Here is a 26,330-nt window from a genome sequence, read left to right on the forward strand (position 1 = left end):
GTCGTACAGGAGCCGCCGAGAGCCCCATGTCATCGCGTCAGCCCCCGTCCGGGCGCAAACTCGCCCACAAGCCCGATATCGCCGAGGACCTGGCCCGGGCGATCTTCGCCGGCGAGCATGCGCCGGGCAGCTTCCTGCCCAGAGAGCTGGATCTCTGCGAGACCTATGGCGTCAGCCGCAGCACCGTGCGCAGTGCCCTGCAGCAGCTGGTCTCGGCGGGCATGCTGACGCGCATCTCGGGGCAGGGCAGCCGGGTGCGCGAACTCACCGACTGGCATCTGCTGGACCCCCGGGTCAGCGACTGGATGGCCCGCTTCGCCCAGCCCAACCCGCGCATCCAGCGCGACATCTTCGCCTTCCGCGTGGCCGTGGAGCCCTTCATGGCGCGGCTGGCGGCGGTGCATGCCACCGCCGCCGACCTGCTGGCCATCGAGACGGCCTGGCGCGACATGATCCGTGCCCTGGAGGCGCCCGATCGGCGCTGCGAGGGGCGCAGCCACGACGAGCACGACGTGGCCTTCCACGAAGCGATCTTCGCGGCCACCCACAACCTGTTGTGGGCCCAGCTCAGCCACATGCTCAAGCCGGCCATCGGCCTGCTGGTGGAGACCTCCAACCACAGCGCGGCCGAGCTGAGTGACAGCATGGAGCGCCATCGCCGGCTGATGGAGGCGATCCGCCTGCGCCAGCCCGAGGAGGCAGAGCAGGCGGCCCTCTCCGTGCTCGAGCGCACCGGGCTGGATCTGGGGTTCGAGAGCCTGTTCGACCATCGTCCGCCACGTCTGCGCCTGCCGGGCGCAGACGTTCCCGAACCGGGTTGACCGGTTCGCCTCGCACGCGGTGTCCTGCACCGACAACAACAACCGTCATGCGCCACAGAAGGAAACGCACCATGAAACAGACCACGCCACGCCCCTCCTTTGCCCTCAAGGGCCTGACCGCCGCCGTGCTCGGCGCGCTGGCCTTCTCTGCACAGGCCGCCGAGTACGAGTGGACCTTCCAGACCTCCGAGACCTCGGGCGAGCCGCAGTTCGAGCTCAAGAAGGCCTGGGCCGAGAACGTCAACACCATGTCCGACGGGCGCATCGAGATCGAGATCCTGCCGGTCAACGCCGTGGTCCAGGCCAACCAGACCCTGGACGCCGTGGAGTCGGGCATCCTCCAGGGCCATCTCACCGATCCCAGCTACTTCTCCGGTCGCGACAAGGCCTTCGGCATGCTCGGCAACCTGGTGGGCGCCTGGGGCGACCCGCTGGAGTTCCTGGAGTACATGAATCACGGTGGCGGCGAGGAGCTCTACAACGAGCTGGTCAACCCCTACGGTGTGCAGCTGATCGGTGCCGCTGCGACCGGCCTGGAGTCCTTCCCCTCCAAGCGCCCGATCCGCACCGTGGAGGATCTCGAGGGCCTCAAGGTCCGCGCCCCGGAGGGCATGGTCTACAACATCTTCGAGAAGGCCGGCGCCGCCCCGGTGAACCTGCCGGGCTCAGAGGTCTACACCTCGCTGGAGAAGGGCGTGATCGACGCCGCCGACTACACGGTGTTCTCCACCAACCACAGCCAGGGGCTGCACAGCTTCGCCAACTACCCGAACTATCCGGGGTTCCATTCACTGCCCATGGTCTCCGTCTCCCTCAACAAGGAGATCTGGGACGGCCTGCCGGAGGACCTCCAGGCGATCCTCGAGACCTCGGTGGACAAGCTGGCCTACGAGATGGTCTTCGAGCTCAAGAAGCGGGACCTCGAGGCCGTGGCCGAGGCACGCCAGGACGAGGACATCGAGCTGATCGACATGGCCCCGGAGGAGCGCGCCAAGTTCCGTTCCATCGCCAAGGAGGAGTGGGCCGAGTGGGCCGAGGAGAGCGAGATGAACCAGAAGATCTACGACTCCGTGGTCGAGTTCCTCGAAGCCCGCAACCTGATGTAAGCCGGCCGACATCCACCCCCTGGCAAGCCGACCATCGTCCGGGCCGAGCCCGGACGATGTGCGAAGAGACCCATCATGACCCAACCTTCCCCCGACAACCGCGACCCGGCCGAGCTGATCGAGCAGGTCGAGGAGCTCGGCCCCGAACGCACCGCCCTGGACCGCCTGGTGGCCCGGGGCGCCCGCGGCGCCGCCTGGCTGGTGCTGATCGCCATGGGCATCAGCGTGGTCGAGGTGTTCCTGCGCTACGGCTTCAACAGCCCCACCTCCTGGGTGCACGAGTCCGTGGTCTTCCTGGTCGCCGTGACCTTCGCCCTGGGCGGCCCCGCGGCGCTGGCCCGCAACAGCCATATCCGCGTCAAGGTGCTCTATGACAGCGCCGGCCCGCGGCTCAAGTGCTGGATGGACCGCTTCAACGACCTGGTGACCCTGGGCTTCTGCCTGACCATGAGCTATGCCGCCTTCCACATGTTCTGGCGTGCCTCGCACAACCCGCTCGGAGAGTGGCAGCTGGAACGCTCCGGCACCTCCTGGAATCCGCCCTTTCCGGCGCTGGTCAAGGGCATGATCCTGTTTGCCCTGGCGCTGATGACCCTGCAGGCGCTGCTGCACCTGGTGCAGTCGATTCGCGCCCGTCCCGCCGCTCCGGCCCCGCAAGACGAGGAGACACGCTGATGGATATCGGGACGGCCACGATCCTGATGATCGCCGCCATCTTCGGCCTGCTGGTCACCGGCCTGCCGCTGGCCTTCATCACCGGCCTGGTGGCGATGGTCTTCACCTTCGGCTGGTTCGGCGAGACGGCGCTGCCGCTGGTCACCAGCCGGGTGTTCAGCTTCATCACCGAGTACTCGCTGGTGGCGGTGCCGATGTTCGTGCTGATGGCCTCGCTGCTCGACCGCTCGGGCATCGCCAAGGACCTGTTCAACGCCATGCGGGTGTTCGCCGGGCGGCTGCCCGGCGGCGTGGCGGTGCAGACCATCGTGGTGGCCTTCTTCCTCGCCGCGCTGTCGGGGATCATCGGCGGCGAGATCGTGCTGCTGGGCATCCTGGCGCTGCCGCAGATGCTGCGCCTGGGCTATGACAAGCGCCTCTCCATCGGCGTGGTGTGCGCCGGCGGGGCGCTGGGCACCATGATGCCGCCGTCGATCGTGCTGATCATCTACGGCCTGATCGCCAGCGTCTCCATCGCCGAGCTGTTCACCGCGGCGATCACCCCGGCGGTGATCCTGATGGGCTCCTACATCGCCTACGTGCTGGTGCGCTGCCTGAAGAACCCGGCGATGGGCCCGCCGCTCACCGCCGCGACCCAGGACAACCCCTTCGCCAGCAAGCTCGAGGCGGTCAAGGCGATCCTGCTGCCGGGGATGATCGCCTTCCTGGTGCTGGGCACCATCTATGGCGGCATCGCCTCGGTCACCGAGGCGGCGGCCATGGGGGTGTTCGGGGTGATGCTGGCCATCGTGCTGCGCGGCGAGTTCAACATCGCCATCCTGCACCATAGCCTGGGCCAGACGCTCTTCACCTGCGGCATGATCATCTGGATCGGCATCGGCGCCGCGGCCCTGGTGGGGGTCTACAACCTGATGGGCGGCAACCGCTTCGTGTCGGGGATGATCCTGGGCATGGAGGTGGCGCCCATCGTGATCATCCTGGTGATGATGGCGATCATGCTGGTGCTGGGGCTCTTCCTGGACTGGATCGGCATCGCCATGCTGGCCCTGCCGATCTTCCTGCCCATCGTCACTGAGTTGGGCTATGACCCGATCTGGTTCGGCATCCTCTTCGCCGTGAACATGCAGGTGTCGTTCCTCTCGCCGCCGTTCGGCCCCGCGGCCTTCTACCTGAAGAGCGTGGCGCCACCGGACATCAGCTTGAAGGACATCTACATATCGGTGCTGCCCTTCATGGCGATCCAACTGCTGGTGCTAGCGGCCCTTCTGACCTGGCCCCAGTTGGCCATCTGGCCGCTGTAGTCGTGGAGATGGGGCAGGAAGAAGCATGAAAAAGGGAGGCCGATGGCCTCCCTTTATTATGTGATATTGATGTTTTATTGCGGTCTTTAATGAGTCATATGAGATAAGTGTCAGGCCACGGTTCTCTTGAGAAATGTCGAGACGATTTCCTCCGGTGAGAGAGAAATATCCACGCGAATCGCCTCGTCATCGCCCGGGGGTTCCAGGTCGCGAAGCTGGCTGTCCAGCATATGGTCTCCCTGGAAGAAGTGTCCCTGGCGATGGGTCAGCCGGTCGAACAATAGCTCGCGGCTGCCATGCAGGTAGAGGATTCGCAGCGCCGGCGCTCCCTTGCGCAGCTGGTCGCGGTAGCGGCGCTTGAGTGCCGAACAGCCGATCACCAGCGAACGGCCTCGGCGGGCATGGTCACGAAAGAAGTCGGCAAGGGTCTCTAGCCAGCCTTCCCGGTCACCATCATTGAGGGGTTTGCCACGCGACATCTTGGCGATGCTGCCGGCACTGTGGTGGTCGTCGGCATCGATGAAGTCGGCATCGATAGCCTCGGCAAGCAACTTGCCGACGTGAGATTTTCCTGATCCTGAAACCCCCATGACCAGCACGAGTGTCGGCGTGGATTTCATCTGTCTTCTTCCATTGTGTTGGCGAGATGGTTGCCATTCATCATAGCGAAAATGAGCCATGAGTGGCCAGTGAATATCGGGCTGTTGCCAGGAATTTCTTCATTCATTTTTCAGCGCCGCGAGGGGCTGATGTACCACCCGCTCGATGCGGGATGATCCGGGTCAAGGGGTGTGGCGTGGACGACGCCGGCTGTTCGGGAATCCGTTATGCTGAGGCAAAGGGGGCAGGCCGGGGCCGTGCCTTCGCCCTGTTCTTCGGCTACCAGCCGTTCTTCGGCTACAAGGAGCGAGACCATGTCGACACTCACCTTCCAGGGCGCGGTCAAGGAGGTCACCGGTTCGCGCTATCTCATTGCACTGGACGGCAATGGCCGCTCGCACAAGCTGCTGCTGGAGTGTGGCCTGCATCAGGGTGGCAGCGACGCCGACGAGGCCAACGCCAAGTCCTTCGGCCAGCTGCCCCGGGAGCTCGAAGCGGTAGTGCTCTCCCATGGCCATCTCGACCACTCGGGGCTGCTGCCCAAGCTGGTGCGGGAGGGGTATCGCGGGCCGATCCACTGCACCCGAGGCACCCGCGACCTGCTGGAGATCATGCTCCAGGACGCCGCCTTCATCATGGCCAAGGACATCGAGTGGGAGAACAAGTGGCGCAAGCGCAACGACAAGCCGCTGGTCGAGCCGCTCTATGAGCTGGAGGACGTGGCGCAGACCCTGGCACTCTGCGAGTCTCATCCCTACGGCCAGCTGGTCGAACTGCCGGGCGGGGCCAGCCTGGTATTTCGTGACGCCGGCCACATCCTCGGTTCGGCCATCGTCGAGCTGGCCCTGCCCTCGGGGGGACAGACCCGGCGCCTGGTATTTTCCGGCGATCTGGGCAATCCCAGCTCGGTGCTGATGAAGGATCCCGAAAAGCTCTATGACGCCGACCTGGTGCTGATGGAGAGCACCTACGGAGACCGTGACCACCGCCCCCTGGAGGAGACTCTCGAGGAGTTCGCCCGCGTGCTGGAGGAGGCCCATGCCGACGGCGGCAACGTCCTGATTCCCGCCTTCGCCGTGGGGCGCACCCAGGAGATCCTCTACCACCTGAGCGTGCTCTACCATGAAGGGCGCCTGCGCCAGCAGATGGTCTTCCTGGACAGCCCCATGGCGATCCGGGTCACCGAGCTCTATCACCGTGCACGCAAGTCGCTGGATCCCGAGGACCTCAAGGTGCTCAACGTGGCCGCCAGCGGCGACACCAGCCAGTACCTGCCGATCCTGCGCATGACCCGCACGGTGGAGGAGTCCATGGCCATCAACCGCATCCACGGCGGGGCGATCATCATCGCCGGGGCCGGGATGTGCAATGGCGGGCGCATCATCCACCACTTCCGCTACAACCTGGAGAAGCCCGATACCCGGCTGGTGATCGTGGGTTTCCAGGCGGCGGGCACGGTGGGGCGCCAGATCGTCGACGGCGCCGAGCGGATCCGCGTGCTGGGCCGCGACCTGGCGGTCAAGGCGAAGGTCCACACCATCGGCGGTTTCTCCGCCCATGCCGGCCAGACCCAGCTGCTGGGCTGGGCCGGGGCCTTCCGCCATCGCCCGCGCTTCTACCTGGTGCATGGCGAGCCCGGCGCCCAGCAGGCGCTGCAGGCGGCCCTCGCCCGCAGCGACATCGAGGCCGAGATTCCCGCCTACGGCGACCGTATCGAGCTCTGAGCGGGCCTCGCCACCCCGCGTGACGTGGCGAGATGGGGTCAGCCTTCGGGTGGCCCCGGTGGCGTTGTTCCGCCCGTTCCTGCCCGGCTGCTGGCCTGCCATATCCTGATCCCGCGGCAGGACATGGCAGATTTCCCGCGGGCCTGTGTGTCGCGCTGTCCGCCGATCTACATCCTTGTGGTCGGACCCCCCTGCCACCCGCCGAGGCTCTTTGAGCCCTCGCGGGATTCGGGACAGGCGCTGCTGTGCCAGCGGGAACAGATCCGCCATGACGCCACTGGCTTCGGCCAGTGAGTGCGGCGGATTGACCTGTATCAAGGTGCGTCTAGATGTCCCATGCAGGAGATGTGGCCATGCACTAGACTCTGGGTGATGTGAAAAAGTTATTTGCTTAGAGGTATTTGTTATGAAGATGATGCACCTGCTGGCCGGTTCCCTGCTGGCGGCGACCCTGGTTGCCGGCCCGGCCCTGGCCGAGGAAGAGGTTCCCGCCTACCGGGAGACCCAACTGGGGCTCTATGTCACGGCAAGCGAGGCCTATGAACTGATGCAGGAGAACGAGCGGGCCGTGCTGATCGACGTGCGCGACCCCATCGAGATCAAGTTCACCGGCTTCGCCGAGCCCACCGATATCCATGTGCCCTGGGTGCTGGCCGATCGGGAGAACTTCGACGAGGAGGCAAAGACCTGGCCGATGGTCAGGAATGCCGACTTCGAGGCCCAGGTGCGCGCCGAGCTGGATGCCCTGGACGTGGCCGACGACGATCCGATCATCGTCATGTGCCGCTCTGGCGCCACCCGCAGCGCCCCGGGCGCCGACATCATCACCGAGATGGGCTTCAGCCAGGTCTATTCGATGACCGATGGCTTCGAGGGCGGCAAGCTCGAGGAGGGCGATTCCAGGGGCGTGCGTGCGGTCAATGGCTGGCGCAACGCCGGCCTGCCCTGGAGCTACGAGATCGACCCCGACGTCGCCTGGCGTCCGGCCGAGTGACACCCACCCGACGACCCCGCCTGGCGGGTGAGGGCTCGTCATCACCAACGATCCAACGAGGTGAGCGCATGACCATCACGAAGACACTGACCCTGGCCGCCGCCGCTGCTGCCATCGGATGTTCCGGGGTCGCCATGGCCGACAGCCACGGTGGCGAGGAGCCGCAGGACCAGGCCCTGGTGATCCTCACCAGCGGCTCGCTGCAGACCCAGGGCATGGCGATGATCCTCTCCAACGCCATGCAGCAGCAGGGCACCGACCTGCATATCCTGCTGTGTGACGCCGCCGGCGACCTGGCCGTCCAGGGCTACGCGAGCGCCGAGGCGATCAACACGCCACCCAGCAATCCGGCGGGCCAGGTCAAGCCGGAGAGCATCCTGGGCATGCTGATGGAGAATGGCGCCCAGGTGGACGTCTGCGCGATCTACCTGCCCAACAGCGACCACGAGGAGGGTGACCTGCGGGAAGGTGTCGGCGTGGCCGCCCCGGGCCCGATGGCCGAGATGATGCGAGACCCGTCCATCCCCGTTTACAGCTTCTGAGTGTCCGAAGCGAACCGAAGGAGTCCACCATGAAGAGCAATGTGGGCGGTATCGACAAGATAGCCCGTATCGCGGTCGGCGCCGTGCTGATCCTGCTGGCACTGACCGGCACCATCGGCGTCTGGGGCTGGATCGGCGTGGTGCCGTTGGCCACCGGCCTGTTCAACTTCTGCCCGGTCTGGAAACTGCTGGGCATCAACACCCGCAAGCCGAACCAGTAACCCGTCTGGCGTTGGCCAAGAACCTTCCCTGCAGCGCCTGCGACCTCCGGGTCGCGGGCGCCTTGCGTTGGGGGGCGTGCAGGCCGCTTCCGGGGCGGCCTGGAACTATCGCGACCATGCACGGCCTCAATCGGTGTATAGAGCATAATGTGCTAAGGTTATTCAGAATTCGGAAATCACCGCCCGGTCGAGGCCGGGCGCCATCAGGAGGTGACCCGTGAAGACCTTCGCCCTCTCCCCGAGCAGCGGTGCCGGCAAGCCCGATGTCGCCGGCTTCTTCGACCCGCGTACCTTCAGCGTGCAGTACGTGGTCAGCGACCCGGCGACCCACCAGTGCGCGATCATCGACCCGGTCCATGACTTCGACGAGAAGTCCGGCGCGACCGCCACCCACCACGCCGACGAGCTGCTCGCCTATGTGAAGGAGAAGGGGCTCGAGGTGCAATGGATCCTCGATACCCACCCCCATGCCGACCACTTCTCCGCCGCGCAGTACCTGCGCGAGAAGATCGGCGCGCCCACCGCCATCGGCGAGAAGGTGGTGGAGGTACAGAAGCTCTGGAAGGAGCTCTACCACTGGCCCGACTTTCCCGCCGACGGCTCGCAGTGGGACCGCCTGTTCGCCGAGGGCGAGACCTTCCGCATCGGTGAGCTGGAGGCGCGGGTGATGTTCTCGCCGGGCCATACCCTGGCCTCGATCACCTACGTGATCGGCGATGCCGCCTTCGTCCACGACACCCTCTTCCAGCCCGACTTCGGCACCGCCCGGGCCGACTTTCCCGGCGGCGACGCCCACCAGCTGTGGAACTCCATCCAGGCGATCCTGGCGCTGCCCGAGGAGACCCGGCTGTTCACCGGCCACGACTACATGCCCGATGGCCGCGAACCGCAGTGGGAGAGCACGGTGCGCGAGCAGCGCGAGACCAACAAGCATCTGGCGGGTGGCGTCAACGAGGCGGACTACGTGGCGATGCGCGACGGGCGTGACAGCGAGCTGCCGATGCCCAAGCTGATCCTGCACTCCCTACAGGTGAATACCCGGGGAGGGCGCCTGCCGTCGCCCGAGGCCAACGGCAAGCGTTACCTGAAGATCCCGCTGGACGCCCTGGAAGGCGCGGACTGGGAGTAGGTCGCCGGGGGCTGCCACGAGCCCGTCGCCGCGGCGATGGGGCTTGCTGATGGCCGGGGCGCGTCATCTTCGGCGGATCTTTTATAGCAAAATATTCTATTCTTAGAACTTGTTTTGAGCTATGCTGACCTCATTCCCCGGCCAGTGACATTCGATGGAGGTCGTTTCCCCATGTCCCAACAGCCAAGCCTGCCCCGGCCAGTCGTCACCCACTTCTTCGACGAGCCCACCAACACCTTCAGCTACGTGGTGCAGGATCCCGACAGCCGCGCCTGCGCGATCCTCGATTCGGTGCTCGACTTCGACTATGCCGCCGGACGCACCGACGTGCGCTCCGCCGACGAGATCATCGCCTTCGTGCGCGACAACGGCCTCGAGGTGGAATGGGTCCTCGAGACCCACGTCCATGCCGACCACCTCTCCGCTGCGCCCTACCTGCACGAGACGCTGGGTGGCAAGACCGGCATCGGCGCCAACATCACCGTGGTGCAGGACGTCTTCGGCAAGGCCTTCAATGCCGGCACCGAGTTCGCCCGCGACGGCAGCCAGTTCGACCGCCTCTTCGAGGAGGGCGACACCTTCACCATCGGCCACCTGGAGGGGCGGGTGCTGCACACCCCGGGTCACACCCCGGCCTGCCTGACCTACGTGATCGGCGATGCCGCCTTCGTCGGCGATACCCTGTTCATGCCCGACTACGGCACCGCCCGCTGCGACTTCCCGGGCGGCGACGCACGCACCCTCTACCGCTCCATCCAGAAGGTGCTGGCCCTGCCGAGCGAGACCCGGCTGTTCCTGTGCCATGACTACAAGGCGCCGGAGCGAGAGGAGTACCAGCACGAGACCAGCGTGGCGGAGCAGCGCGCCAACAACGTGCACGTCCACGAAGGGGTCAGCGAGGACGAGTTCGTCAAGATGCGCACCGAACGTGACGCGACCCTGGACATGCCCCGACTGATCCTGCCCTCGGTGCAGGTCAACATGCGCGCCGGTCATATGCCGCCGGCCGAGGACAATGGCCAGGTCTACCTCAAGGTGCCGATCAACAAGTTCTGAATGGCTCAGGAGTCAGTCGATATGCAGATTCATCAGCTCGAACCCGGCTTCGCCGTCACCGATGCCGTGATGCCCGACGATCTCGACGAGGTCGCCCGTCGCGGCTTCCGCTCGGTGATCTGCAACCGCCGCCCCGGCGAGGCCGAGGACCACCCCGACGACCGCGCCCTGAGTGCCCGGGCCGCCGAACTGGGCCTCGAATGGCGCTGCATCCCGGTGACCCCGGGCGAATACTCGGAGGCCGACATCGAGGCCTTCGGCCAGGCCCTGGACGGGCTGCCCACCCCCATCCTCGCCTTCTGCAGGACCGGCAAGCGGGCCGTGCACCTCTGGGCCCACGCCCGCTCCCGTGAAGCCGGCTGCGATATCCCGGCGCTGCTGGCCGCTGCCCACGATGCCGGCCATGACCCCCAGCCGATCCGCGAGATGCTCGAGACCTGACAGGCGACCCTTACGACAACGATAACGACGCCCAGGAGCCATGCCATGCACCACCCGACCCCCGAGAGTTCATCCCGCCATCATGATGTCGTCGTCATCGGTGGCGGCGCGGCGGGCATCGCGGTCACCGCGAGCCTGCTGAAGCGCCGCGGCGACCTGGATATCGCCATCGTCGACCCTGCCGAGATGCACAGCTACCAGCCCGGCTGGACCCTGGTGGGCGGCGGGGTCTTCTCGTCCGCCATCACCCGCCGTCCCATGGCCGATGTCATTCCCGAGAGGGCCAGCTGGTATGCGGTCGGCGCCGAGCGCGTCGACCCGCAGGCCGGCGAGGTGGTCCTGGGCGATGGCCGCCGCCTCGGCTATTCCCGGCTCGTGGTGGCGCCGGGGCTGGTCATCGACTGGGGCGCGATCGAGGGACTGGAGCAGACGCTGGGCCGAAACGGCGTGACCTCCAACTACCGTTTCGAGCTCGCGCCCTACACCTGGTCGCTGGTGCAGTCGCTGGAGAAGGGCAAGGCGCTGTTCACTCAGCCGCCCATGCCGATCAAGTGCGCCGGTGCCCCGCAGAAGGCCATGTACCTCTCTTGCGACCACTGGCGCCGCCGGGGGCGCCTGGCCGAGATCGAGGTGAGCTTCTGCAACGCCGGTGAGGCGCTGTTCGGCGTGGCGGACTATGTGCCGGCCCTCGAGGGCTACATCGAGCGCTACGGCATCGAGAAGGCTTTCGGGCAGCGCCTGGTGGCCGTGGACGGACCATCGCGCACGGCACGCTTCGCCATGTCCGGCGAGGACGGGGAACGCACGGTGGAACGCTCCTTCGATATGCTGCATGTGGTGCCGCCCCAGAAGGCTCCGGCCTTCATCGCGGCATCCCAGCTGGGCAACGAGGCCGGCTGGCTGGACCTGGACCCCGAGACGCTGCAGCACGTCCGTTACCCGGCGGTGTTCGGCCTGGGCGACGCCAGCGGCACGTCCAACGCCAAGACCGCGGCGGCGGTGCGCAAGCAGGCGCCGGTGGTGGCCGAGAACCTGCTGGCTTCCCTGGACGAGGCGCCGCTGTCGGCCGCGTATCTGGGCTACGGCTCCTGCCCGCTGACCGTGGAGCGGGGGCGCATCGTGCTGGCCGAGTTCGGCTATGGCGGCGCCCTGCAGCCGACCTTCCCGCGCTGGATCAACGAGGGCACCCGGGCGACTCGCCGGGCCTGGTGGCTCAAGGCCAAGCAGCTGCCCTGGCTCTACTGGAACGGCATGCTCAAGGGGCACGAGTGGCTCGCCCGGCCGGCGCGACGTCACTGAGCAGGATGTCCCCGAGATGACGAGACGCTCATGATCCCTTCACGCTGGATACCCCTGATCGGCTGGCTGCACGGCTACCGGCGCGATGTGCTGGCGCGTGACCTGGTGGCGGCGGTGATCGTCACCCTGATGCTGGTGCCCCAGGCGCTGGCGTATGCCCTGCTGGCCGGCCTGCCGCCGGAAGTGGGGCTCTACGCCAGCATGCTGCCGCTGGTGCTCTATGCCGTCTTCGGTACCAGTGCCACCCTGGCGGTGGGACCAGTGGCGGTGGCCTCGCTGATGACCGCCTCGGCCCTTTCCGGCATCGCCACCCCCGGTAGCGAGGAGTACGTCGGGGCGGCCCTGGTGCTGGCCGCCCTCTCCGGCCTGGTGCTGCTCGCCATGGGCCTGCTGCGCCTGGGGTTCCTGGCCAACTTCCTGAGTCACCCGGTGATCTCGGGCTTCGTCACCGCCTCGGGCATCCTGATCGCCGCCAGCCAGCTGCGTCACGTGCTGGGTGTGGAGGCGTCCGGCCATAACCTGGTGGAGATGGGCTCGGCACTGGTCGCGGGGCTGGAGGACACCAACGTCATCACCCTGGCGATCGGTCTCGGTGTCTGGGGTTACCTGCTGCTGTGCCGGCGCCATCTCAAGGGTGGCCTGAAGCGCCTGGGGCTGTCGGCGACGGTCGCGGACCTGCTGACCAAGGCTGCGCCGGTCTCGGCGGTGATCGTCACCACCCTGCTGGCCTGGGGGCTGGGACTCGGGGCGCAGGGCGTGGCCCTGGTCGGCGACGTGCCCAGCGGCCTGCCGACCCTGGCCCTGCCGAGCCTGGACCCCGAGCTGTGGTCGAGCCTGCTGCCGGCGGCGGTGCTGATCAGTCTGGTGGGCTTCGTGGAGTCGGTCTCGGTGGCCCAGACCCTGGCCGCCAAGCGGCGCCAGCGGATCGATCCCAATCAGGAGCTGATCGCCATGGGGCTGGCCAATATCGGGGCGGGGACGAGCGGCGGCTCGCCGGTGTCCGGGGGGTTCTCCCGCTCGGTGGTCAACTTCGAGGCCGGTGCCGCCACGCCGCTTGCCGGCGCCTTCACCGCCGTGGGCATCGCCGTGGCGACCCTGGCCCTGACCACGCCCCTGGCGTTTCTGCCCAAGGCGACGCTTGCCGCCACGATCATCGTCGCGGTGGGCACCTTGATCGATCTGCCCGCCATCCGGCGCACCTGGGCCTATTCCCGGGCCGATGGCGTGGCCATGCTGGCCACCCTGGTGCTGACCCTGGCCCATGGCGTGGAGAGCGGCATCCTGGTCGGCGTGGTACTGTCGCTCGGCCTCCACCTGTATCGCACCAGTCGCCCGCACAGTGCCGTGGTGGGACGCGTCCCCGGCAGCGAGCACTTTCGCAATGTGCGTCGCCACTCGGTGGAAACCGACGACCGGCTGGCGATCCTGCGGGTCGACGAGAGCCTCTACTTCGCCAACGCCCGCTACCTGGAGGACACCGTGATGGAGCTGGCCGCCCGCCAGCCGGGCCTGGAGCATATCGTGCTGGCCTGCCAGGCGGTCAACGTCATCGACGCCTCGGCGCTGGAGAGCCTGGAGGCGATCAATGCGCGGCTCAAGGACTCCGCCGTCACCCTGCACCTGGCAGAGGTCAAGGGGCCGGTGATGGACCGGCTGCAACATACGGAATTCTGCCACGAGCTGACCGGCAAGGTCTTCCTGAGCACCTATGACGCCTGGCAGGCATTGCACGACCGTGTCGACGCGGTCTCGGACCGGGTCTGCGGCGAGGCCGGGCTGGCCGCCAGCAAGTAGGGCCGGTGCGTTCATCGCCCCGTTCCCGCTGACAATGGGCGTGCCACCATGAGGAGGCGTGCGGGGCGTATCGCCACGCCAGCCCGCATCGGCGCCGGCAACTGACCCTGCCGGACGACCGACACCCTGACACCAGAGGAGATTTCACGTGGATTGGACGGCAAGCCTTCAGGGGCTGATCGGCGGTGTGCTGATCGGCCTCTCGGCCACCTGGCTGATGGCGACCCTGGGCCGCATCGCCGGCATCAGCGGGATCATCGGCACCCTGGTCACCACCCGACCCAGGGGGGACAGCGCCTGGCGCCTGGCCTTCGTGCTGGGTCTGGTCAGCGGCCCCGTGGTGCTGCTGCTCGCCGGGGGCGGGCTCGGCAACGTGGCCGGCGCCCCGGGCGAGGTGATCGGCGAGCCCGCGGGGGGGATTCCGCTGATGCTGCTGGCCGGCCTGCTGGTGGGCCTGGGCACGGGCCTGGGCAGCGGCTGCACCAGCGGCCACGGTGTCTGCGGCCTCGCCCGGCTCTCGGTGCGCTCGCTGGTGGCCACCATTACCTTCGTGGTGGCGGCGATCGTCACCGTCTTCGTGGTCCGGCACGTGATCGGAGGTGGCGCATGAAGAGCGAGACTCTGAAGACGCTCATGGGCTATATCGCGGGGCTGATCTTCGGCCTCGGCCTGGCCATTTCCGGCATGACGGACCCGGCGCGGGTGCTCGGCTTCCTGGATGTCGCCGGTGCCTGGGACCCGACGCTGATGTTCGTGCTGGGCGGTGCCGTGATCACCAACTTCATCGGCTACCGGCTGGTGCTGCGTCGCCCCAACCCGGTGTTTGGCGAACGCTTCCAGTTGCCCACCCGTCAGGACCTGGACGGCCGCCTGATCGGCGGTGCCGCGCTGTTCGGCATCGGCTGGGGACTCTCCGGCTACTGCCCGGGTCCGGCCTTCGCCTCCATCGCCGGGCTCACCGGCCCGCTTCTCGCCATGCTGGTGGCCATGGTGGTCGGCTGGTTCCTGGCCCGAGCGATTCCTGCCAGGGGATGACCCTGCCTGAACACCGGATAGCGTCCCCCGTCGGCCCTGCCGGCGGGGGACTTTTCTGCGACCCTGCTTTTGCGATTCTGGGCTTGCGACCAATGGACCAGTTCGAATCGTTCTAGCCTTATGACGGCTTAACGTCGTCTTAATGGCCGGGTGACACGATGTCGCATATCACGAGGATTGCCAGTCATGCACGTACTGCTCATCGAGGATGATGCCCTGGTAGCGTCGGGCATCCAGGCCGGACTCGCCGTCTATGACTTCGTCGTCGACCATGTGACCACCATGGCGGAGGCACGCTCGGCCATGGAAACCGTGTCGAGCGATGTGGTCATCCTCGACCGGGGCCTGCCCGACGGCGACGGCATGCTGCTCCTCGAGGAGTGGCGCAGGGCCGGTATCGATACCCCGGTGCTGATCCTCACCGCCCGCGACGCGGTGAGCGATCGCATCGAGGGGCTGCATGTGGGGGCCGATGACTACCTGGTGAAGCCCTTCGACCTGGACGAGCTGGTGGCGCGCCTGCAGGCCCTGCTGCGCCGGGCCGCCGGGCGCTCTCGGGCGCTGATCGAGCATGGCCCGCTGTGCCTGGATCCGATCTCCCGCGAGGTCAGCGTCGCCGGGCAGCCGGTGAGCCTCTCGCGCCGCGAACTGGTGCTGCTGGAGGCCTTCCTCCAGGCGCCGCGCAGCGTGCTGACCGCCGGACAGCTCAAGGACAGCCTCTATGGCTTGAACGAGGAGGTGGAGAGCAACGCGCTCAACGTGCATATCCATCACCTGCGCCGCAAGCTCGGCAGCCGGGTGATCGAGACAGTGCGCGGCCTGGGCTACCGGCTGGGCAAGCCCTCCGCGGTGGAGGTGCCGCGCCGCCAGGGGGCCGGACGGGCATGAGCCTGCGCACGCGCCTGGTGTTGACGCTGGGGCTGACCCTGCTGCTGCTCTGGGGCCTGGCCGCCGCCTGGCTGATGCGCGACCTGCACCAGCAGGTAGAGAAGACGCTGGACCAGCGGCTTGCCCAGTCGGCCCGCATGGTGGCCGGGCTGATGGCCCAGCTGCCGCTGGACGTCTGGGAACAGGCCGACCAGCGTGCCCTCTCGATCCCGCCCATCGAAGGGCTGGCCTGCCAGGTGCATTCGCCCCGCGGCGAGATCATGGCGCGCACCCATACCGACATGGAGGACATCCTGCAGGCCCGCGAGCCGGGTCATGCCTATCGCGAGGAGGGCGGCGTGACCTGGCGGGTGTTCACCTACGAGCGTGGCGGGTTGACCATCACCACCGCCGACCGCATGGACGAGCGCGACCTGCTGATGCGCAACGTGCTGCAGGTGGCGGTGGTGCCCTTCGTGGTGGCGCTCGCCGGCAGCCTGCTGGCGCTGTGGCTCGGCGTGGTGAGGGGGCTGAGGCCACTGGGCCGGCTGCGCGATGCCCTGGCCCGTCGCCACCCGGATGCCCTGGCGCCGGTGGCGACCCATGGCGTGCCGGTGGAGATCCGCCCGCTGGTGGAGACGCTCAACGGCCTGCTGGCGCGCATCCAGCAGACCATCGTGCGCGAGCAGCGCTTCACCAACGACGCCGCCCACGAGCTGCGCACCCCGCTGACGGCCATCAAGACCCACCTGCAGGTGGCCAGCCGGGTCGAGGGCGAAGCGGCACGCCAGTCGCTGGATCATGCCGAGGAGGGCGTGGCGCGTCTGTCGCGGACCCTGGACCAGCTGTTGATGCTGGCGCGGGTGGAAGGGCGACTACACTTCGAGGATGGCGAGGCCAGCCGCGCCGCCGACGTGGTGGAGCTGGCGCTGCGCGACGCCTCGGCCAGCGACCGGCAACGCTTCGCGCTGCCCGAGGCCTGGCCCGAGGTGGAGTTGGCGGTGCCTCGGGAACTGGCGATCACCGCGCTGCGCAACCTGATGGACAACGCCCTTCGCCACGGCCCCGGGGAGAGCCCCGTGGAGGTCGCCGCCCGCCTCGACGCGGATGGCCAGACGCTGACCTATGGTGTGAGGGACCATGGCCCCGGGGTCGACGATGCCCAGCTCGAGCAACTGCCGCGCCGCTTCTGGCGGGCCAGCCGTCGGCAGGGCAGTGGCCTGGGGCTGGCCATCGTGGCCGCCATCGCCGAGCGCTTCGGCGGAGGGCTGGCATTTTCCCGCCCCGAGGGGGGTGGGCTGGAGGCCCGGCTGACGCTGCCGCTGACGCCGAGGTCGACGGGACCGGCAGGGCCGGCCCGGGAAGGAACTCCGCAAGGGATCAATGACAACGACGAGGGTGACCCGAAATGACGAGCATGAGGATCGCGAGCGGGCTCGGCCTGCTGCTGGGCCTGGGCCTGGCCGCCGGTCAGGCCCAGGCCCTGGAGGGCGATGCCGAGCGCGGCCAGCAAGCGGCCGGAGCCTGCGTGGCTTGCCACCAGGCCGACGGCAGCGGAATGAACGTGTCGGGGGGAGAGTCCTGGCCGCGCCTGGCCGGGCTGCCGGCGGAGTACATCGCCAAGCAGCTGCATGATTTCAAGGAGGGGCGTCGCGAGAATGCCACCATGATGCCCTTCGCCAACATGCTCGATGACCAGCAGATCGTCGACGTGGCGGCGTACTACAGCGAGATGCCGGTCACCGAGGCCCAGGGGGGCGAGGATGCCGGCGAGGATCTGCTGGCCCGCGGCGAGCAGCTGGCCCTGCGTGGCGACTGGGATGAGTACATCGTCTCCTGCAAGAGCTGCCATGGTCCGGGTAACGAAGGGGCCGGTGGCACCTTTCCCGGCATTGCCAGCCAGCATGCCGGCTACATCGAGGCCCAGCTGCGTGCCTGGCAGGCCGGCGAGCGGGGCAATGACCCCCAGAACCTGATGGGCGCGATCGCCGAGCGCATGAGCGACGAGGACATCCGTGCCGTCTCGGTCTGGCTGGCAAATCAGTCCGTGGCGTCCGAATAAGGGGGAGCAGAACATGACACTTCGCAGGACAACCCTGGCCGTGGCCAGTGCGACCCTGGCCGCCGGCATCAGCATGGCCGCCTGGGCAGAGTACGAGAAACTCGTCGAGCTGGGCTATCCCGCCCCCAAGGAAGACGAGCTGGTGCATGTGCCGCCGACCATGGCGGACCTCGAGGAGGCCGACATCCACCCCGAACTGAAGAAGGTCATCCGCCGTGGCTATGACCTCTTCACCAATACCCAGCAACTGCGAGGCGAGAATGTCTTCAACGACATGAACTGCTCCAGCTGCCACCTGGGTGAGGGCCGCCAGCCCTTCAGTGCCCCGGTCTGGCCGGCGGCGGTGACCCTGCCGGACTTCCGTGGCAAGAACCAGCATGTCAACAACCTCGAAGAGCGTATTGCTGGCTGCTTCGCCTACTCCATGAACGGCACGCCGCCGGAGTACGGCAGCGACGACATGCTGGCCCTCTCCGCCTACCACCAGTGGCTGGCCACGGGGGCGCCCATGTATCCGGACCAGCCCATCTACGGCCGCGGCTTCCCGTCGCCGGATCGTCCCGAGGAACTGAGCTACGAGAACGGCGAGGCGCTCTATGTGGAGAACTGCGCGGTCTGCCACGGCGAGGATGGCTCAGGCCTCTATCAGGAGGGCGAGTACGTCTTCCCCGCCCCCTGGGGTGACGGTTCCAACAACTGGGGCGCCGGCATCGTGCGCACCCACACCGCGGCCGGGTTCATCAAGAACAACATGCCGCTGGGCCAGCCGCTCTCGCTCTCCGACCAGGAGGCCTGGGACATCGCCTACTACATGACCCAGCAGGAGCGCCCCCAGGATCCGCGCTACACCGGCAGCGTGGACGAGGTGCTGGAGAAGTTCGGCCCCACCTTCCACAAGAACTCCAGCTATGGCCAGGAGCGTGAGGTGGACGGCCACCGCCTCGCCGATCACGCCAACTGGGGCGAGAAGGGCGAGGAGGTCAAGCCCTGGAACGTCGGACAGCCGCGCTTCGAGGACCTGGAGGACTGAGGAAGCTCTTCGCCACAAGCGAAGCGGGCCCCGCTGCCATCGGCAGCGGGGCCCGCTTGCGTCCTGGTGGCGCGTCGCGCCGCCTCAGGGGCGCGGTGAGCCCATCATCGCCTTGAGGCGCGCTTCTTCGGGAGCCCCCTCGACCTTCTCCAGGCGGCCCTCGTCGTTGCGGTAGTAGGTGGTGGGGGTGGCCATCAGCCCCAGGCCCTCGAAGAGCTGGTTGTTGGCATAGACCTGCTCCTCGATCTCGCGGGACTGGGCAGAGGCGGCGATCCCGCCGTCACTCTTCTGGTGTGCCTGCAGCGCCGCGGCGGGATCCTCGGCGCCGAGCAGGGCGGCCGCCTTGGCCGGGCTGTCGCTCTTCAGGATGCCGACCATGATGTGGCGCAGCTGTACCTCGCCGGCCTCGACCCAGGGGCGGCTCTGGTCGTGGAAGCGCGCGCAGTAGGGGCAGTTGGGGTCGGTGAAGGTGTAGATCACGCGCTCTGCCTGCGACTCGCCGTCCTGGATCCAGTGGCTCTCCTCGAGCTGCTGCCACACCTCGGCCTCCTGGCCGCTGCGCACGTGCTCGTCCAGGGGCGCCGCGGAGAGGTCGTTGCCCTCGGCATCGAGCAGGGTGCCGACCACGGCATGGTCGCCGTCCGACGTGAGGTAGACGGCCATCTCGCGCCCGCGGTGGCTGGCGGCGTAGCCGCTGAGGCCACCCGGGGCCGCGAATTCACCGTGGATCTCCAGGCCCTGGTCCACCAGGGCCTGGACCGGGGCCGGCCAGTGCTCGTCGGCGGCGAGCGTCGAGGTCAGCGAGAGCGTGACCAGGCCGGCCAGGAGGGAGAGGGGAAAGGTTCGCATCGCGCTGTCCTGTTATGAAGAGATGTCATGAAGGGATGTCGGAAAGGGGGTGTCGTGGGGACCCGCCGGGGGCCCGGTAGTTCCCATCCTGCCACGCGCCCATTAGCCGTGGATTAATTCCTGCACCCGCCGGCGGGGCGCGATGTCGCAGCCCGCTCCCCGTCAACGGCGAGGCAGGGTAAGCTCGACGCGTCCCCTTGAGCCCATGGAGTCGACCGAGATGCGCATCGCTGCCCTGCCGCTGGTCCTGTTCTCGCTGTTCAGCGCCACTGCCCTGGCCCAGTCCCTCACCGTCGAGGAGGCTCGGGTGCGGGCGGTGCCGCCGGGGTCGCCCACCACCGCCGCCTTCATGGAGCTGTCCAACCCGGGCGAGACGGACCTGGCGCTGGTCGGGGGCAGCTCGCCCCTGGCTGGCAGCCTGGAGCTTCACAACCACGTGATGGTGGATGGCGTGATGCAGATGCGCCAGGTCGAGACGATCCCGGTCCCGGCCGGCGAGACCGTGCGGCTGGCGCCCGGCGGCTGGCACCTGATGCTCTTCGAGCTGGCGAGGACTCCGGTCGAGGGCGAGCGTGTCGCGCTCACCCTGACCCTCGACAACGGCGAGACCCTGACCGTCGAGGCCCCGGTGAGGCGGGTGCAGCCGATGGAGGAGGGCGATGGCGAGCACGCGGGCCACTGATCAGCCCGGGTCCAGCAGCCACAGGCTGCGGTAGGGGGCCAGGCTCGCTTCCCGCGTCCAGGGGACATCCTCCAGCAGGTCGATCCAGCCGGGGGCGTCGAGCACGTCCAGGGCGAGCGGCTGGCGTCGGTCGGTAACGTTGTGGATCGCCAGCAGGCGCCGGCCATCGGGAAGGGGCCCTCGCTCCAGCACCAGCAGCGCCGGCGGGGCGGGGATCACACGCTGGGGCGCTTCCGGATGGAAGCAGGGCTCCCGGCGCCTCACCGCCAGTCGACGCGTCAGGGCCAGGAACACCTCGCGGGTCGACGTGTTGCGGCTATCGAGCAGCTCCTCGAGTTCGCGGCGTTGCCAGCGACGGCGGTTGATCGCCCGCAGGCGGCCGCTGCGCTCGACCCCTTCCAGGTCGTTGAGGGTGGCGGTCAGCGAGTGCACGTAGAGGGCGGGAATACCCTGCAGGGCCAGCATCAGGTGCTGGCTGCACAGGAAGCGCTCCACCTGCCAGGGGTCGGCCCCCCGGCGGGTCCCCTTCATGGCCTCGAACCAGGTGATGTTGATCTCGTACGGGATGTCCTGCCCCCGGGGATCGGCGCGCATGCTGACAAAGCCGCCGAAGCGATGCATCAGCTCCAGCAGGGCCTCGACCTCGTGGGCCGGCAGCCAGCCCTCAAGCGGGCGTACGCCGATGCCGTCGTGGCTGGCGGTGAAATTTACGTAGCTGCAGCCGGGCGGGAGCTCGGGCAGGCTCTCCAGCCAGCGGGCCAGGGTGGCCGCCTCGCCGCTGGTCAGGGTATGCAGCAGCAGCGGTGGCAGAGGGAACTGGTAGACCAGATGCGCCTCGTCGGGGACCGGGTCGTGCATTGCACCGGAAAGACGCTCGAGGCCCCCGTCTGGAAGACGGTCCAGACCGAAGTAGCTGAGGTTTTCCCGATGCGGCACGTTGGTCTCGGTCAGCAGCAGGGTGCCGGGCGCCATGTGGTCGACCACGGCCCGCAACAGGCGCACCACCTCATGGGTCTGGGGCAGGTGGATGCAGGGGGTGCCTGATTCCTTCCACAGGTAGGCGATGGCGTCCAGGCGGATCACTCGCGCACCCTGCTCCAGGTAGAAGAGCAGGATACCGATGAACTCCAGCAGCACGTCGGGGTTGGCGAAGTTCAGGTCGATCTGGTCCTCGGAGAAGGTCGCCCAGAGGTGTCGCGTGCCACGGCGGGTGGCGACCGGCACGAGCAGCGGGGAGCTGCGCGGCCGCACCACGTCGGAGAGGTCGGTGTCGGGATCCATCTCGATGAAGTAGTCGCGGCCCGGCAGGCTGCCGGAAAGGTAGTCGACGAACCACAGCGACTCCCGGGAGACGTGGTTCAGCACCAGGTCGACGATCAGGTCCTTGCGCTCGGCCAGCCGGTGCAGGTGTTGCCAGTCGCCCAGCGCCGGGTCGACCTCCCGGTAGTGGATCACCGAGAAGCCGTCGTCGCTGCTCCAGGGAAAGAAGGGCAGCACATGCACGCCGCTGAAGCTGTCGGGCAGGCGTGCCTCGAGGAAGGCCTGCAGCACCGCCAGGGGCGGGGTGTCGCCGTCGAGCAGGCTGTCGCCGTAGGCGATCAGCCACTGGTCCCGCTCGCTCCATAAGGGGGCTGCGACTGGCGTCGTTGAGGAGGGCATGGCACCGCGATGGTGCGAGAGCAGCGTCAGCAGGCGTCGCAGTACCTCGTCCCGGCGCGGGCCGTAGAGCAGGTCGAGGTGCTCGCGGGCGCGTGCGCTGAAGGCGGCCTCGTTCAGGGGCGGGGCGAGGGAGCGGGGCAGGGGCATGGTGGCATCCGTTGGTCGGCCTGGGATGCCAGTGTCTTGCATGTCCCGTGCCACTGCAGGACGGCTGCCAGGTCGATTGCAGTTGACCATGGCGAGGCCTGCCGACGGATCGGCACCGGGAAATGCGGCAATCCGCGATAGCCCCGGGGCGCTTGCCCCTTGGCTGGGCGCTCTCCTCGCGAACCGTTACAATGCAGCGACAGCCTTTCCATCGACCTCGGGTTATCCCTATGCATTGCCCCTTCTGTGGCGCCAACGACACGCGCGTGACCGATTCTCGCCTGGTGGCGGATGGCGACCAGGTACGGCGGCGGCGCCAGTGTGCGGCCTGCGGCGAGCGCTTCACCACCTACGAGACCGCCGAACTGGTGATGCCGCGAGTGATCAAGTCCGATGGCACGCGGGAGGTGTTCGACGAGGCCAAGCTGCGTGCCGGCATGCTGCGGGCGCTGGAGAAGCGTCCGGTCAGCGCCGAGTCCATCGAGGCGGCGGTGGAGCGCATTCGCCAGAATCTGCGCGCCCGTGGCGAGCGCGAGATCCACGCCCGGGACATCGGCGAGGAGGTCATGCAGGCCCTCAAGCGCCTCGACCAGGTGGCCTACATCCGCTTCGCCTCGGTCTATCGCAGCTTCCAGGACATCGACGAGTTCCGCGCCGAGATCGACCGCCTGGCCCAGGAGCCCGGCTTCCCCACGGACCCGTCGGGAGCGCCGTGATGGCGGAGCACGCCTTCCCCGAGGCCTGGATGGCGCGCGCCCTGACGCTGGCGCGTCGCGGGCGCTATACCACCGCCCCCAACCCCCGGGTGGGCTGCGTGCTGGTCAAGGATCACCGGGTGGTCGGCGAGGGCTGGCACCAGCGGGCCGGCGAGCCCCATGCCGAGATCCACGCCCTGCGGGCGGCGGGGAAGAAGGCGCGCGGCGCCACCGCCTACGTGACCCTGGAGCCCTGTTCCCACCACGGACGCACCGGCCCCTGCGCCCTGGCGCTGGCCGAGGCCGGCGTGACGCGGGTGGTGGTGGCCATGCAGGACCCCAACCCCCGGGTCGCCGGCCGGGGCATCGCCCGGCTGCGCGAGGCCGGCATCGAGGTGGCGGTGGGCATGCTCGAGGAAGAGGCCCTTGCGCTCAATCCCGGCTTCGTGATGCGCATGTCCCACGGCCGGCCCTTCGTGCGCCTGAAGATGGCCATGAGCCTCGATGGCCGCACGGCCATGCGCTCCGGCGAGTCGCAGTGGATCACCGGGCCCTACGCCCGCCGCGAGGTGCAGCGCCTGCGCGCTCGCTCCAGCGCCATCCTCACCGGGGTCGAATCGATCATCTTCGACAACGCCCGGCTCACCGTGCGCCCCGAGCAGCTCGAGCTGCCCGAAGGCGAGGCCCTCTCCGCCCGCCAGCCGCTGCGCGTGGTGGTGGACTCCCGGCTGCGCCTGCCCCTGGCCGCGGCCTGCCTGCGCGAACCCGGCCGCACCCTGGTGGCCACCCTGACCGACCACGAGCCCGAGCGGCGCGAGCGGCTGCAGGCCGCCGGTGCCGAGGTGGTGGCGATGCCCGCAGGCCCCGACGGCCGCGTCGACCTCGATGCCCTGCTGCGCCACCTGGCCGAGGCCGAGCAGGCCAACGAGGTGTTGCTGGAGACCGGGGCGACGCTGGCCGGTGCCATGCTCGAGGCCGGCCTGATCGACGAGATGCAGCTGTTCGTGGCGCCGACCCTGCTCGGCGGCGAGGCGCGTCCGCTCTTCGAACTGCCAGGCCTGACCCTGATGGCCCAGCAGAAGGGGCTGGAGATCCTCGACATCCGCGCCGTGGGCAGCGACTGGCGCATCACCGCCCGGCCCCGGCGGCGCATGGTGGCCGAAAGCTGAACGTGTCGGCATCATCCTGTTCGGCGCTAGGGCGCTCGGCGCCCGACGACGCGGCTGTTTACTGGCGCCCGACGACGCGCCACGGTACCCTGACGCGGTTTCGAGGTGGCGACGCCCGATGGCGACCCGCTCGTCGTCGGATGACGACAGCCACCACGCTGAATCAATGGAGACTCCATGGTGCACGCCTCATCCGGGGGCCTGGCCCCCATCGAAGAACTGGTCGAGGACATCCGTCAGGGCCGAATGGTGATCCTGATGGATGACGAGGATCGCGAGAACGAAGGCGACATCATCATGGCCGCCGAGAAGGTCGAGGCCGAGCACATCAACTTCATGGCGCGCCACGCCAGGGGCCTGATCTGCCTGCCGATGACCCGCGAGCGCTGCGAGCGTCTCCAGCTGCCGCTGATGGTGCGCGACAATGGCTCCGGTTTCGGGACCAAGTTCACCCTCTCCATCGAGGCCGCCGAGGGCGTGACCACCGGCATCTCCGCCGCCGACCGGGCGCGCACCGTGCGCGCCGCGGTCGCCCGTGACGCGGTTGCCGACGACATCGTCCAGCCTGGCCACATCTTCCCGCTGATGGCCGAGCCAGGCGGCGTGCTGCGCCGCGCCGGACACACCGAGGCGGCCTGCGACCTCTCCGCCCTGGCCGGTCTCGACCCCAGCGGCGTGATCTGCGAGGTCATGAACGAGGACGGCAGCATGGCCCGCCGCGCGGAGCTCGAGCGCTTCGCCGTCGAGCATGGCCTGAAGATGGGCACCATCGCCGACCTGATCCACTACCGCATCCACAACGAGCAGACCGTGCAGCCGGTGGAGTCGACGCCGGTGCAGACCGCCTTCGGCGAACTCAACCTGCATGTCTTCCGCGACAGCATCCAGGGCGCCCATCACCTGGCCCTGGTCAAGGGCCATCCGCACCCCGAGGCGCTGACCACGGTGCGCGTGCACCTGGCCAACCCGATGCGTGACCTGCTCGCCCTGCAGAAGGGCGACACGCCGAGCTGGACCGCCCAGCAGGCAGTTGCCGAAGTGGCACGGGCCGAGCACGGGGTCTTCGTGCTGCTCGACGACGGACGCCCGCGCCAGGACCTCCATGACCTGCTCGAGGTGTTCCTGGAGCGCCGGCGGCCGCCCCGCACCAGCGACTCCGACGGCGCGGGCAACTACCTGACCATCGGCACCGGCTCGCAGATCCTTCGCCACCTGGGGGTGGGCCGGATGCGCCTGCTGAGCTCGCCCTGGAAGTTCTCGGCGCTCTCCGGCTTCGACCTCGAGGTAGTGGAGCGACTGGAACCCGGCGAGCAGGCGACCGGCGAGCCGGGCTCCGACTAGCGCCGCCGCCTTTCACATCTCGGCCTGGCCCCCCGGGGCCATGCCTTCCGGACCCTCAAGCACCGGATCTCTCAGGACACAGAACCATGCAACCGATTTCCCAAGTCGAAGGCAGCTTCGTCGACGTCGATGGCCGCTACGTGATCGTGGTCGGCCGCTTCAATCATCATGTGGTGGACAGCCTGGTCGAGGGCGCCGTGGACAGCCTGGTGCGCCATGGCGTCGACCCGCAGGGCATCGATATCGTCCACGTGCCCGGCGCCTGGGAACTGCCGCTGGCCATCAAGCGCGTGCTGCAGGTGGCTCGCCCCGATGCGGTGATCGCCCTGGGGGCGGTGATCCGCGGCGGCACCCCGCACTTCGAGTACGTCGCCGGCGGCTGCAACACCGCCATGGGCAACCTGCAGCTGGAGTTCGACACCCCGGTGGCCAACGGCGTGCTGACCGTCGAGTCCATCGAGCAGGCCATCGAGCGCGCCGGCACCAAGGCCGGCAACAAGGGCGCCGAGGCGGCCATGGCGGCGATGGAGATGGTCTCGCTGCTGCGCTGCTTCGGCGACGATGCCGACGACGGGGGTGAGGCATGAGCGGCGAGCGCCCGCGGGCCCCATCGAAGGCCCAGCAGTCCCGCCATGCGGCTCGCGAACTGGCGGTGCAGGGCCTCTACCAGTGGCAGATGACCGGCAAGTCGATCAGCGCCGTGGAGGCCGAGTTCCGCAGCCAGGTGGCCGACGACGATCTCGAGGACCACGAGAACTGGCACAAGGTCATGGAGATCGCCGACCTGGCGCTCTTCCACGAACTGCTGCACAACGTGGCGGACCAGCGCCGCGAGCTCGACGCCGCCATCGCGCCGCTGCTCGACCGTCGCCTCGAGGATCTCGATCCCATCGAGCTGGCCATCCTGCGCCTGGGCGCCTATGAACTCTCCCGTCGCCTCGAGGTGCCCTATCGCGCGGTGATCAACGAGGGGGTCGAGCTGGCCAAGTCCTTCGGGGCCACCGATGGGCACAAGTACGTCAACGGCATCCTCGACAAGCTTGCCGGGCGGCTGCGATCCGCCGAGGTCACCGCTCGCCGCCGCTGAAGGC

28 protein-coding genes are annotated in these 26,330 nt (G+C 68.2%); 25 read left to right on the plus strand and 3 right to left on the minus strand.

What is annotated here, in order from left to right; translation table 11 throughout:
- Positions 1–26: 26 nt before the first annotated feature.
- From QLQ86_RS11975 to QLQ86_RS11990, 4 genes are all read left to right on the plus strand, one after another.
- A complete protein-coding gene (locus tag QLQ86_RS11975) occupies positions 27–821 on the plus strand; it encodes a FadR/GntR family transcriptional regulator (RefSeq protein ID WP_282817102.1) in 795 nt (264 codons plus the stop codon).
- 71 nt (positions 822–892) lie between these two features.
- Positions 893–1,927, plus strand: a complete 1,035-nt coding sequence (locus QLQ86_RS11980) for a TRAP transporter substrate-binding protein (RefSeq protein ID WP_282734885.1) — start codon at positions 893–895, stop codon at positions 1,925–1,927.
- Positions 1,928–2,002: 75 nt separating this feature from the next.
- A complete protein-coding gene (locus QLQ86_RS11985) occupies positions 2,003–2,602 on the plus strand; it encodes a TRAP transporter small permease subunit (protein ID WP_282734884.1) in 600 nt (199 codons plus the stop codon).
- Positions 2,602–3,903, plus strand: coding sequence for a TRAP transporter large permease (locus QLQ86_RS11990; RefSeq protein WP_282817103.1), 1,302 nt, complete (start codon positions 2,602–2,604; stop codon positions 3,901–3,903). Before QLQ86_RS11985 ends, QLQ86_RS11990 begins: the two co-directional genes overlap by 1 nt.
- 110 nt (positions 3,904–4,013) lie before the next feature.
- On the opposite strand, the gene QLQ86_RS11995 is transcribed toward QLQ86_RS11990, so the two are convergent.
- Positions 4,014–4,523, minus strand: a complete 510-nt coding sequence (locus tag QLQ86_RS11995; protein WP_282817104.1) for a gluconokinase — start codon at positions 4,521–4,523, stop codon at positions 4,014–4,016.
- A 294-nt stretch (positions 4,524–4,817) separates the two neighbouring features.
- Between QLQ86_RS11995 and QLQ86_RS12000 the strand changes: the two genes are divergently transcribed.
- The 15 genes from QLQ86_RS12000 to QLQ86_RS12070 all read left to right on the plus strand — a co-directional run bounded on the left by QLQ86_RS12000 (position 4,818) and on the right by QLQ86_RS12070 (position 18,697).
- Positions 4,818–6,227 (plus strand): MBL fold metallo-hydrolase RNA specificity domain-containing protein, encoded by a 1,410-nt coding sequence (locus QLQ86_RS12000; RefSeq protein WP_282734881.1) that lies wholly within the window; start codon positions 4,818–4,820, stop codon positions 6,225–6,227.
- Between the two features lie 406 nt (positions 6,228–6,633).
- Positions 6,634–7,221 carry a rhodanese-like domain-containing protein gene (locus QLQ86_RS12005; protein WP_282817105.1) on the plus strand — a complete coding sequence of 196 codons (588 nt, stop codon included), beginning with the start codon at positions 6,634–6,636 and terminating at the stop codon, positions 7,219–7,221.
- Between the two features lie 68 nt (positions 7,222–7,289).
- A complete protein-coding gene (locus tag QLQ86_RS12010; protein ID WP_407650089.1) occupies positions 7,290–7,763 on the plus strand; it encodes a hypothetical protein in 474 nt (157 codons plus the stop codon).
- Positions 7,764–7,792: 29 nt separating this feature from the next.
- Positions 7,793–7,984: a YgaP family membrane protein gene (locus QLQ86_RS12015; protein WP_282817106.1), complete on the plus strand. Its 192-nt coding sequence runs from the start codon at positions 7,793–7,795 to the stop codon at positions 7,982–7,984.
- 217 nt (positions 7,985–8,201) lie between these two features.
- Positions 8,202–9,113, plus strand: coding sequence for an MBL fold metallo-hydrolase (locus tag QLQ86_RS12020; protein ID WP_282817107.1), 912 nt, complete (start codon positions 8,202–8,204; stop codon positions 9,111–9,113).
- A 189-nt stretch (positions 9,114–9,302) separates the two neighbouring features.
- The gene (locus QLQ86_RS12025; protein WP_282817223.1) at positions 9,303–10,169 is read left to right on the plus strand and encodes an MBL fold metallo-hydrolase; all 867 of its coding nucleotides are present in this window, start codon (positions 9,303–9,305) and stop codon (positions 10,167–10,169) included.
- Positions 10,170–10,190: 21 nt separating this feature from the next.
- Positions 10,191–10,610 (plus strand): TIGR01244 family sulfur transferase, encoded by a 420-nt coding sequence (locus tag QLQ86_RS12030; RefSeq protein ID WP_282817108.1) that lies wholly within the window; start codon positions 10,191–10,193, stop codon positions 10,608–10,610.
- Positions 10,611–10,655: 45 nt separating this feature from the next.
- Positions 10,656–11,909, plus strand: a complete 1,254-nt coding sequence (locus QLQ86_RS12035; protein WP_282817109.1) for an NAD(P)/FAD-dependent oxidoreductase — start codon at positions 10,656–10,658, stop codon at positions 11,907–11,909.
- Between the two features lie 30 nt (positions 11,910–11,939).
- Positions 11,940–13,703 (plus strand): SulP family inorganic anion transporter, encoded by a 1,764-nt coding sequence (locus QLQ86_RS12040; protein WP_282817110.1) that lies wholly within the window; start codon positions 11,940–11,942, stop codon positions 13,701–13,703.
- A gap of 148 nt (positions 13,704–13,851) precedes the next feature.
- Positions 13,852–14,313, plus strand: a complete 462-nt coding sequence (locus tag QLQ86_RS12045) for a YeeE/YedE family protein (RefSeq protein ID WP_282817111.1) — start codon at positions 13,852–13,854, stop codon at positions 14,311–14,313.
- Positions 14,310–14,738 carry a DUF6691 family protein gene (locus QLQ86_RS12050; protein WP_282734872.1) on the plus strand — a complete coding sequence of 143 codons (429 nt, stop codon included), beginning with the start codon at positions 14,310–14,312 and terminating at the stop codon, positions 14,736–14,738. Before QLQ86_RS12045 ends, QLQ86_RS12050 begins: the two co-directional genes overlap by 4 nt.
- A 186-nt stretch (positions 14,739–14,924) precedes the next feature.
- A complete protein-coding gene (locus QLQ86_RS12055; protein ID WP_282817112.1) occupies positions 14,925–15,626 on the plus strand; it encodes a response regulator in 702 nt (233 codons plus the stop codon).
- Entirely contained in the window at positions 15,623–17,017 is a 1,395-nt protein-coding gene (locus tag QLQ86_RS12060; protein ID WP_282817113.1) for an ATP-binding protein, read from the plus strand. The genes QLQ86_RS12055 and QLQ86_RS12060 overlap by 4 nt, the downstream gene beginning before the upstream one ends.
- Positions 17,018–17,022: 5 nt before the next feature.
- Positions 17,023–17,667 (plus strand): c-type cytochrome, encoded by a 645-nt coding sequence (locus QLQ86_RS12065; protein ID WP_282817114.1) that lies wholly within the window; start codon positions 17,023–17,025, stop codon positions 17,665–17,667.
- A 13-nt stretch (positions 17,668–17,680) separates the two neighbouring features.
- Positions 17,681–18,697, plus strand: a complete 1,017-nt coding sequence (locus QLQ86_RS12070; protein ID WP_282817115.1) for a c-type cytochrome — start codon at positions 17,681–17,683, stop codon at positions 18,695–18,697.
- 84 nt (positions 18,698–18,781) lie between these two features.
- Here QLQ86_RS12070 and dsbG read toward each other — a convergent pair whose 3' ends face one another.
- On the minus strand, positions 18,782–19,546 hold the full coding sequence (dsbG, locus tag QLQ86_RS12075; protein ID WP_282817116.1) for a thiol:disulfide interchange protein DsbG: 765 nt from the start codon (positions 19,544–19,546) through the stop codon (positions 18,782–18,784).
- Positions 19,547–19,766: 220 nt separating this feature from the next.
- Here dsbG and QLQ86_RS12080 point away from each other — a divergent pair, with 220 nt between their 5' ends.
- The gene (locus tag QLQ86_RS12080; RefSeq protein WP_282817117.1) at positions 19,767–20,228 is read left to right on the plus strand and encodes a copper chaperone PCu(A)C; all 462 of its coding nucleotides are present in this window, start codon (positions 19,767–19,769) and stop codon (positions 20,226–20,228) included.
- Here the strand turns inward: QLQ86_RS12080 and QLQ86_RS12085 are convergent, their stop codons facing one another.
- Entirely contained in the window at positions 20,229–22,034 is a 1,806-nt protein-coding gene (locus QLQ86_RS12085) for a sugar phosphorylase (RefSeq protein WP_282817118.1), read from the minus strand. It abuts the gene before it with no gap.
- A gap of 230 nt (positions 22,035–22,264) precedes the next feature.
- On the opposite strand from QLQ86_RS12085, the gene nrdR reads away from it, so the two are divergent.
- The 5 genes from nrdR (at position 22,265) to nusB (ending at position 26,326) form a co-directional block, all read left to right on the plus strand.
- Complete coding sequence (nrdR, locus tag QLQ86_RS12090; RefSeq protein WP_282734864.1) at positions 22,265–22,750, plus strand: transcriptional regulator NrdR; 486 nt, start codon at positions 22,265–22,267, stop codon at positions 22,748–22,750.
- Positions 22,750–23,898 carry a bifunctional diaminohydroxyphosphoribosylaminopyrimidine deaminase/5-amino-6-(5-phosphoribosylamino)uracil reductase RibD gene (gene ribD, locus QLQ86_RS12095; protein WP_282817119.1) on the plus strand — a complete coding sequence of 383 codons (1,149 nt, stop codon included), beginning with the start codon at positions 22,750–22,752 and terminating at the stop codon, positions 23,896–23,898. The genes nrdR and ribD overlap by 1 nt, the downstream gene beginning before the upstream one ends.
- Positions 23,899–24,075: 177 nt before the next feature.
- Positions 24,076–25,239 (plus strand): bifunctional 3,4-dihydroxy-2-butanone-4-phosphate synthase/GTP cyclohydrolase II, encoded by a 1,164-nt coding sequence (gene ribBA / locus QLQ86_RS12100; RefSeq protein ID WP_282734862.1) that lies wholly within the window; start codon positions 24,076–24,078, stop codon positions 25,237–25,239.
- Positions 25,240–25,325: 86 nt separating this feature from the next.
- Positions 25,326–25,826, plus strand: a complete 501-nt coding sequence (gene ribH / locus QLQ86_RS12105) for a 6,7-dimethyl-8-ribityllumazine synthase (RefSeq protein ID WP_133637703.1) — start codon at positions 25,326–25,328, stop codon at positions 25,824–25,826.
- The gene (gene nusB / locus QLQ86_RS12110) at positions 25,823–26,326 is read left to right on the plus strand and encodes a transcription antitermination factor NusB (protein ID WP_250060219.1); all 504 of its coding nucleotides are present in this window, start codon (positions 25,823–25,825) and stop codon (positions 26,324–26,326) included. The genes ribH and nusB overlap by 4 nt, the downstream gene beginning before the upstream one ends.
- Positions 26,327–26,330: the final 4 nt, after the last annotated feature.

This window comes from Halomonas rhizosphaerae (genome assembly GCF_030012485.1).
GTDB classification, from domain to species: Bacteria; Pseudomonadota; Gammaproteobacteria; order Pseudomonadales; family Halomonadaceae; genus Halomonas; species Halomonas rhizosphaerae.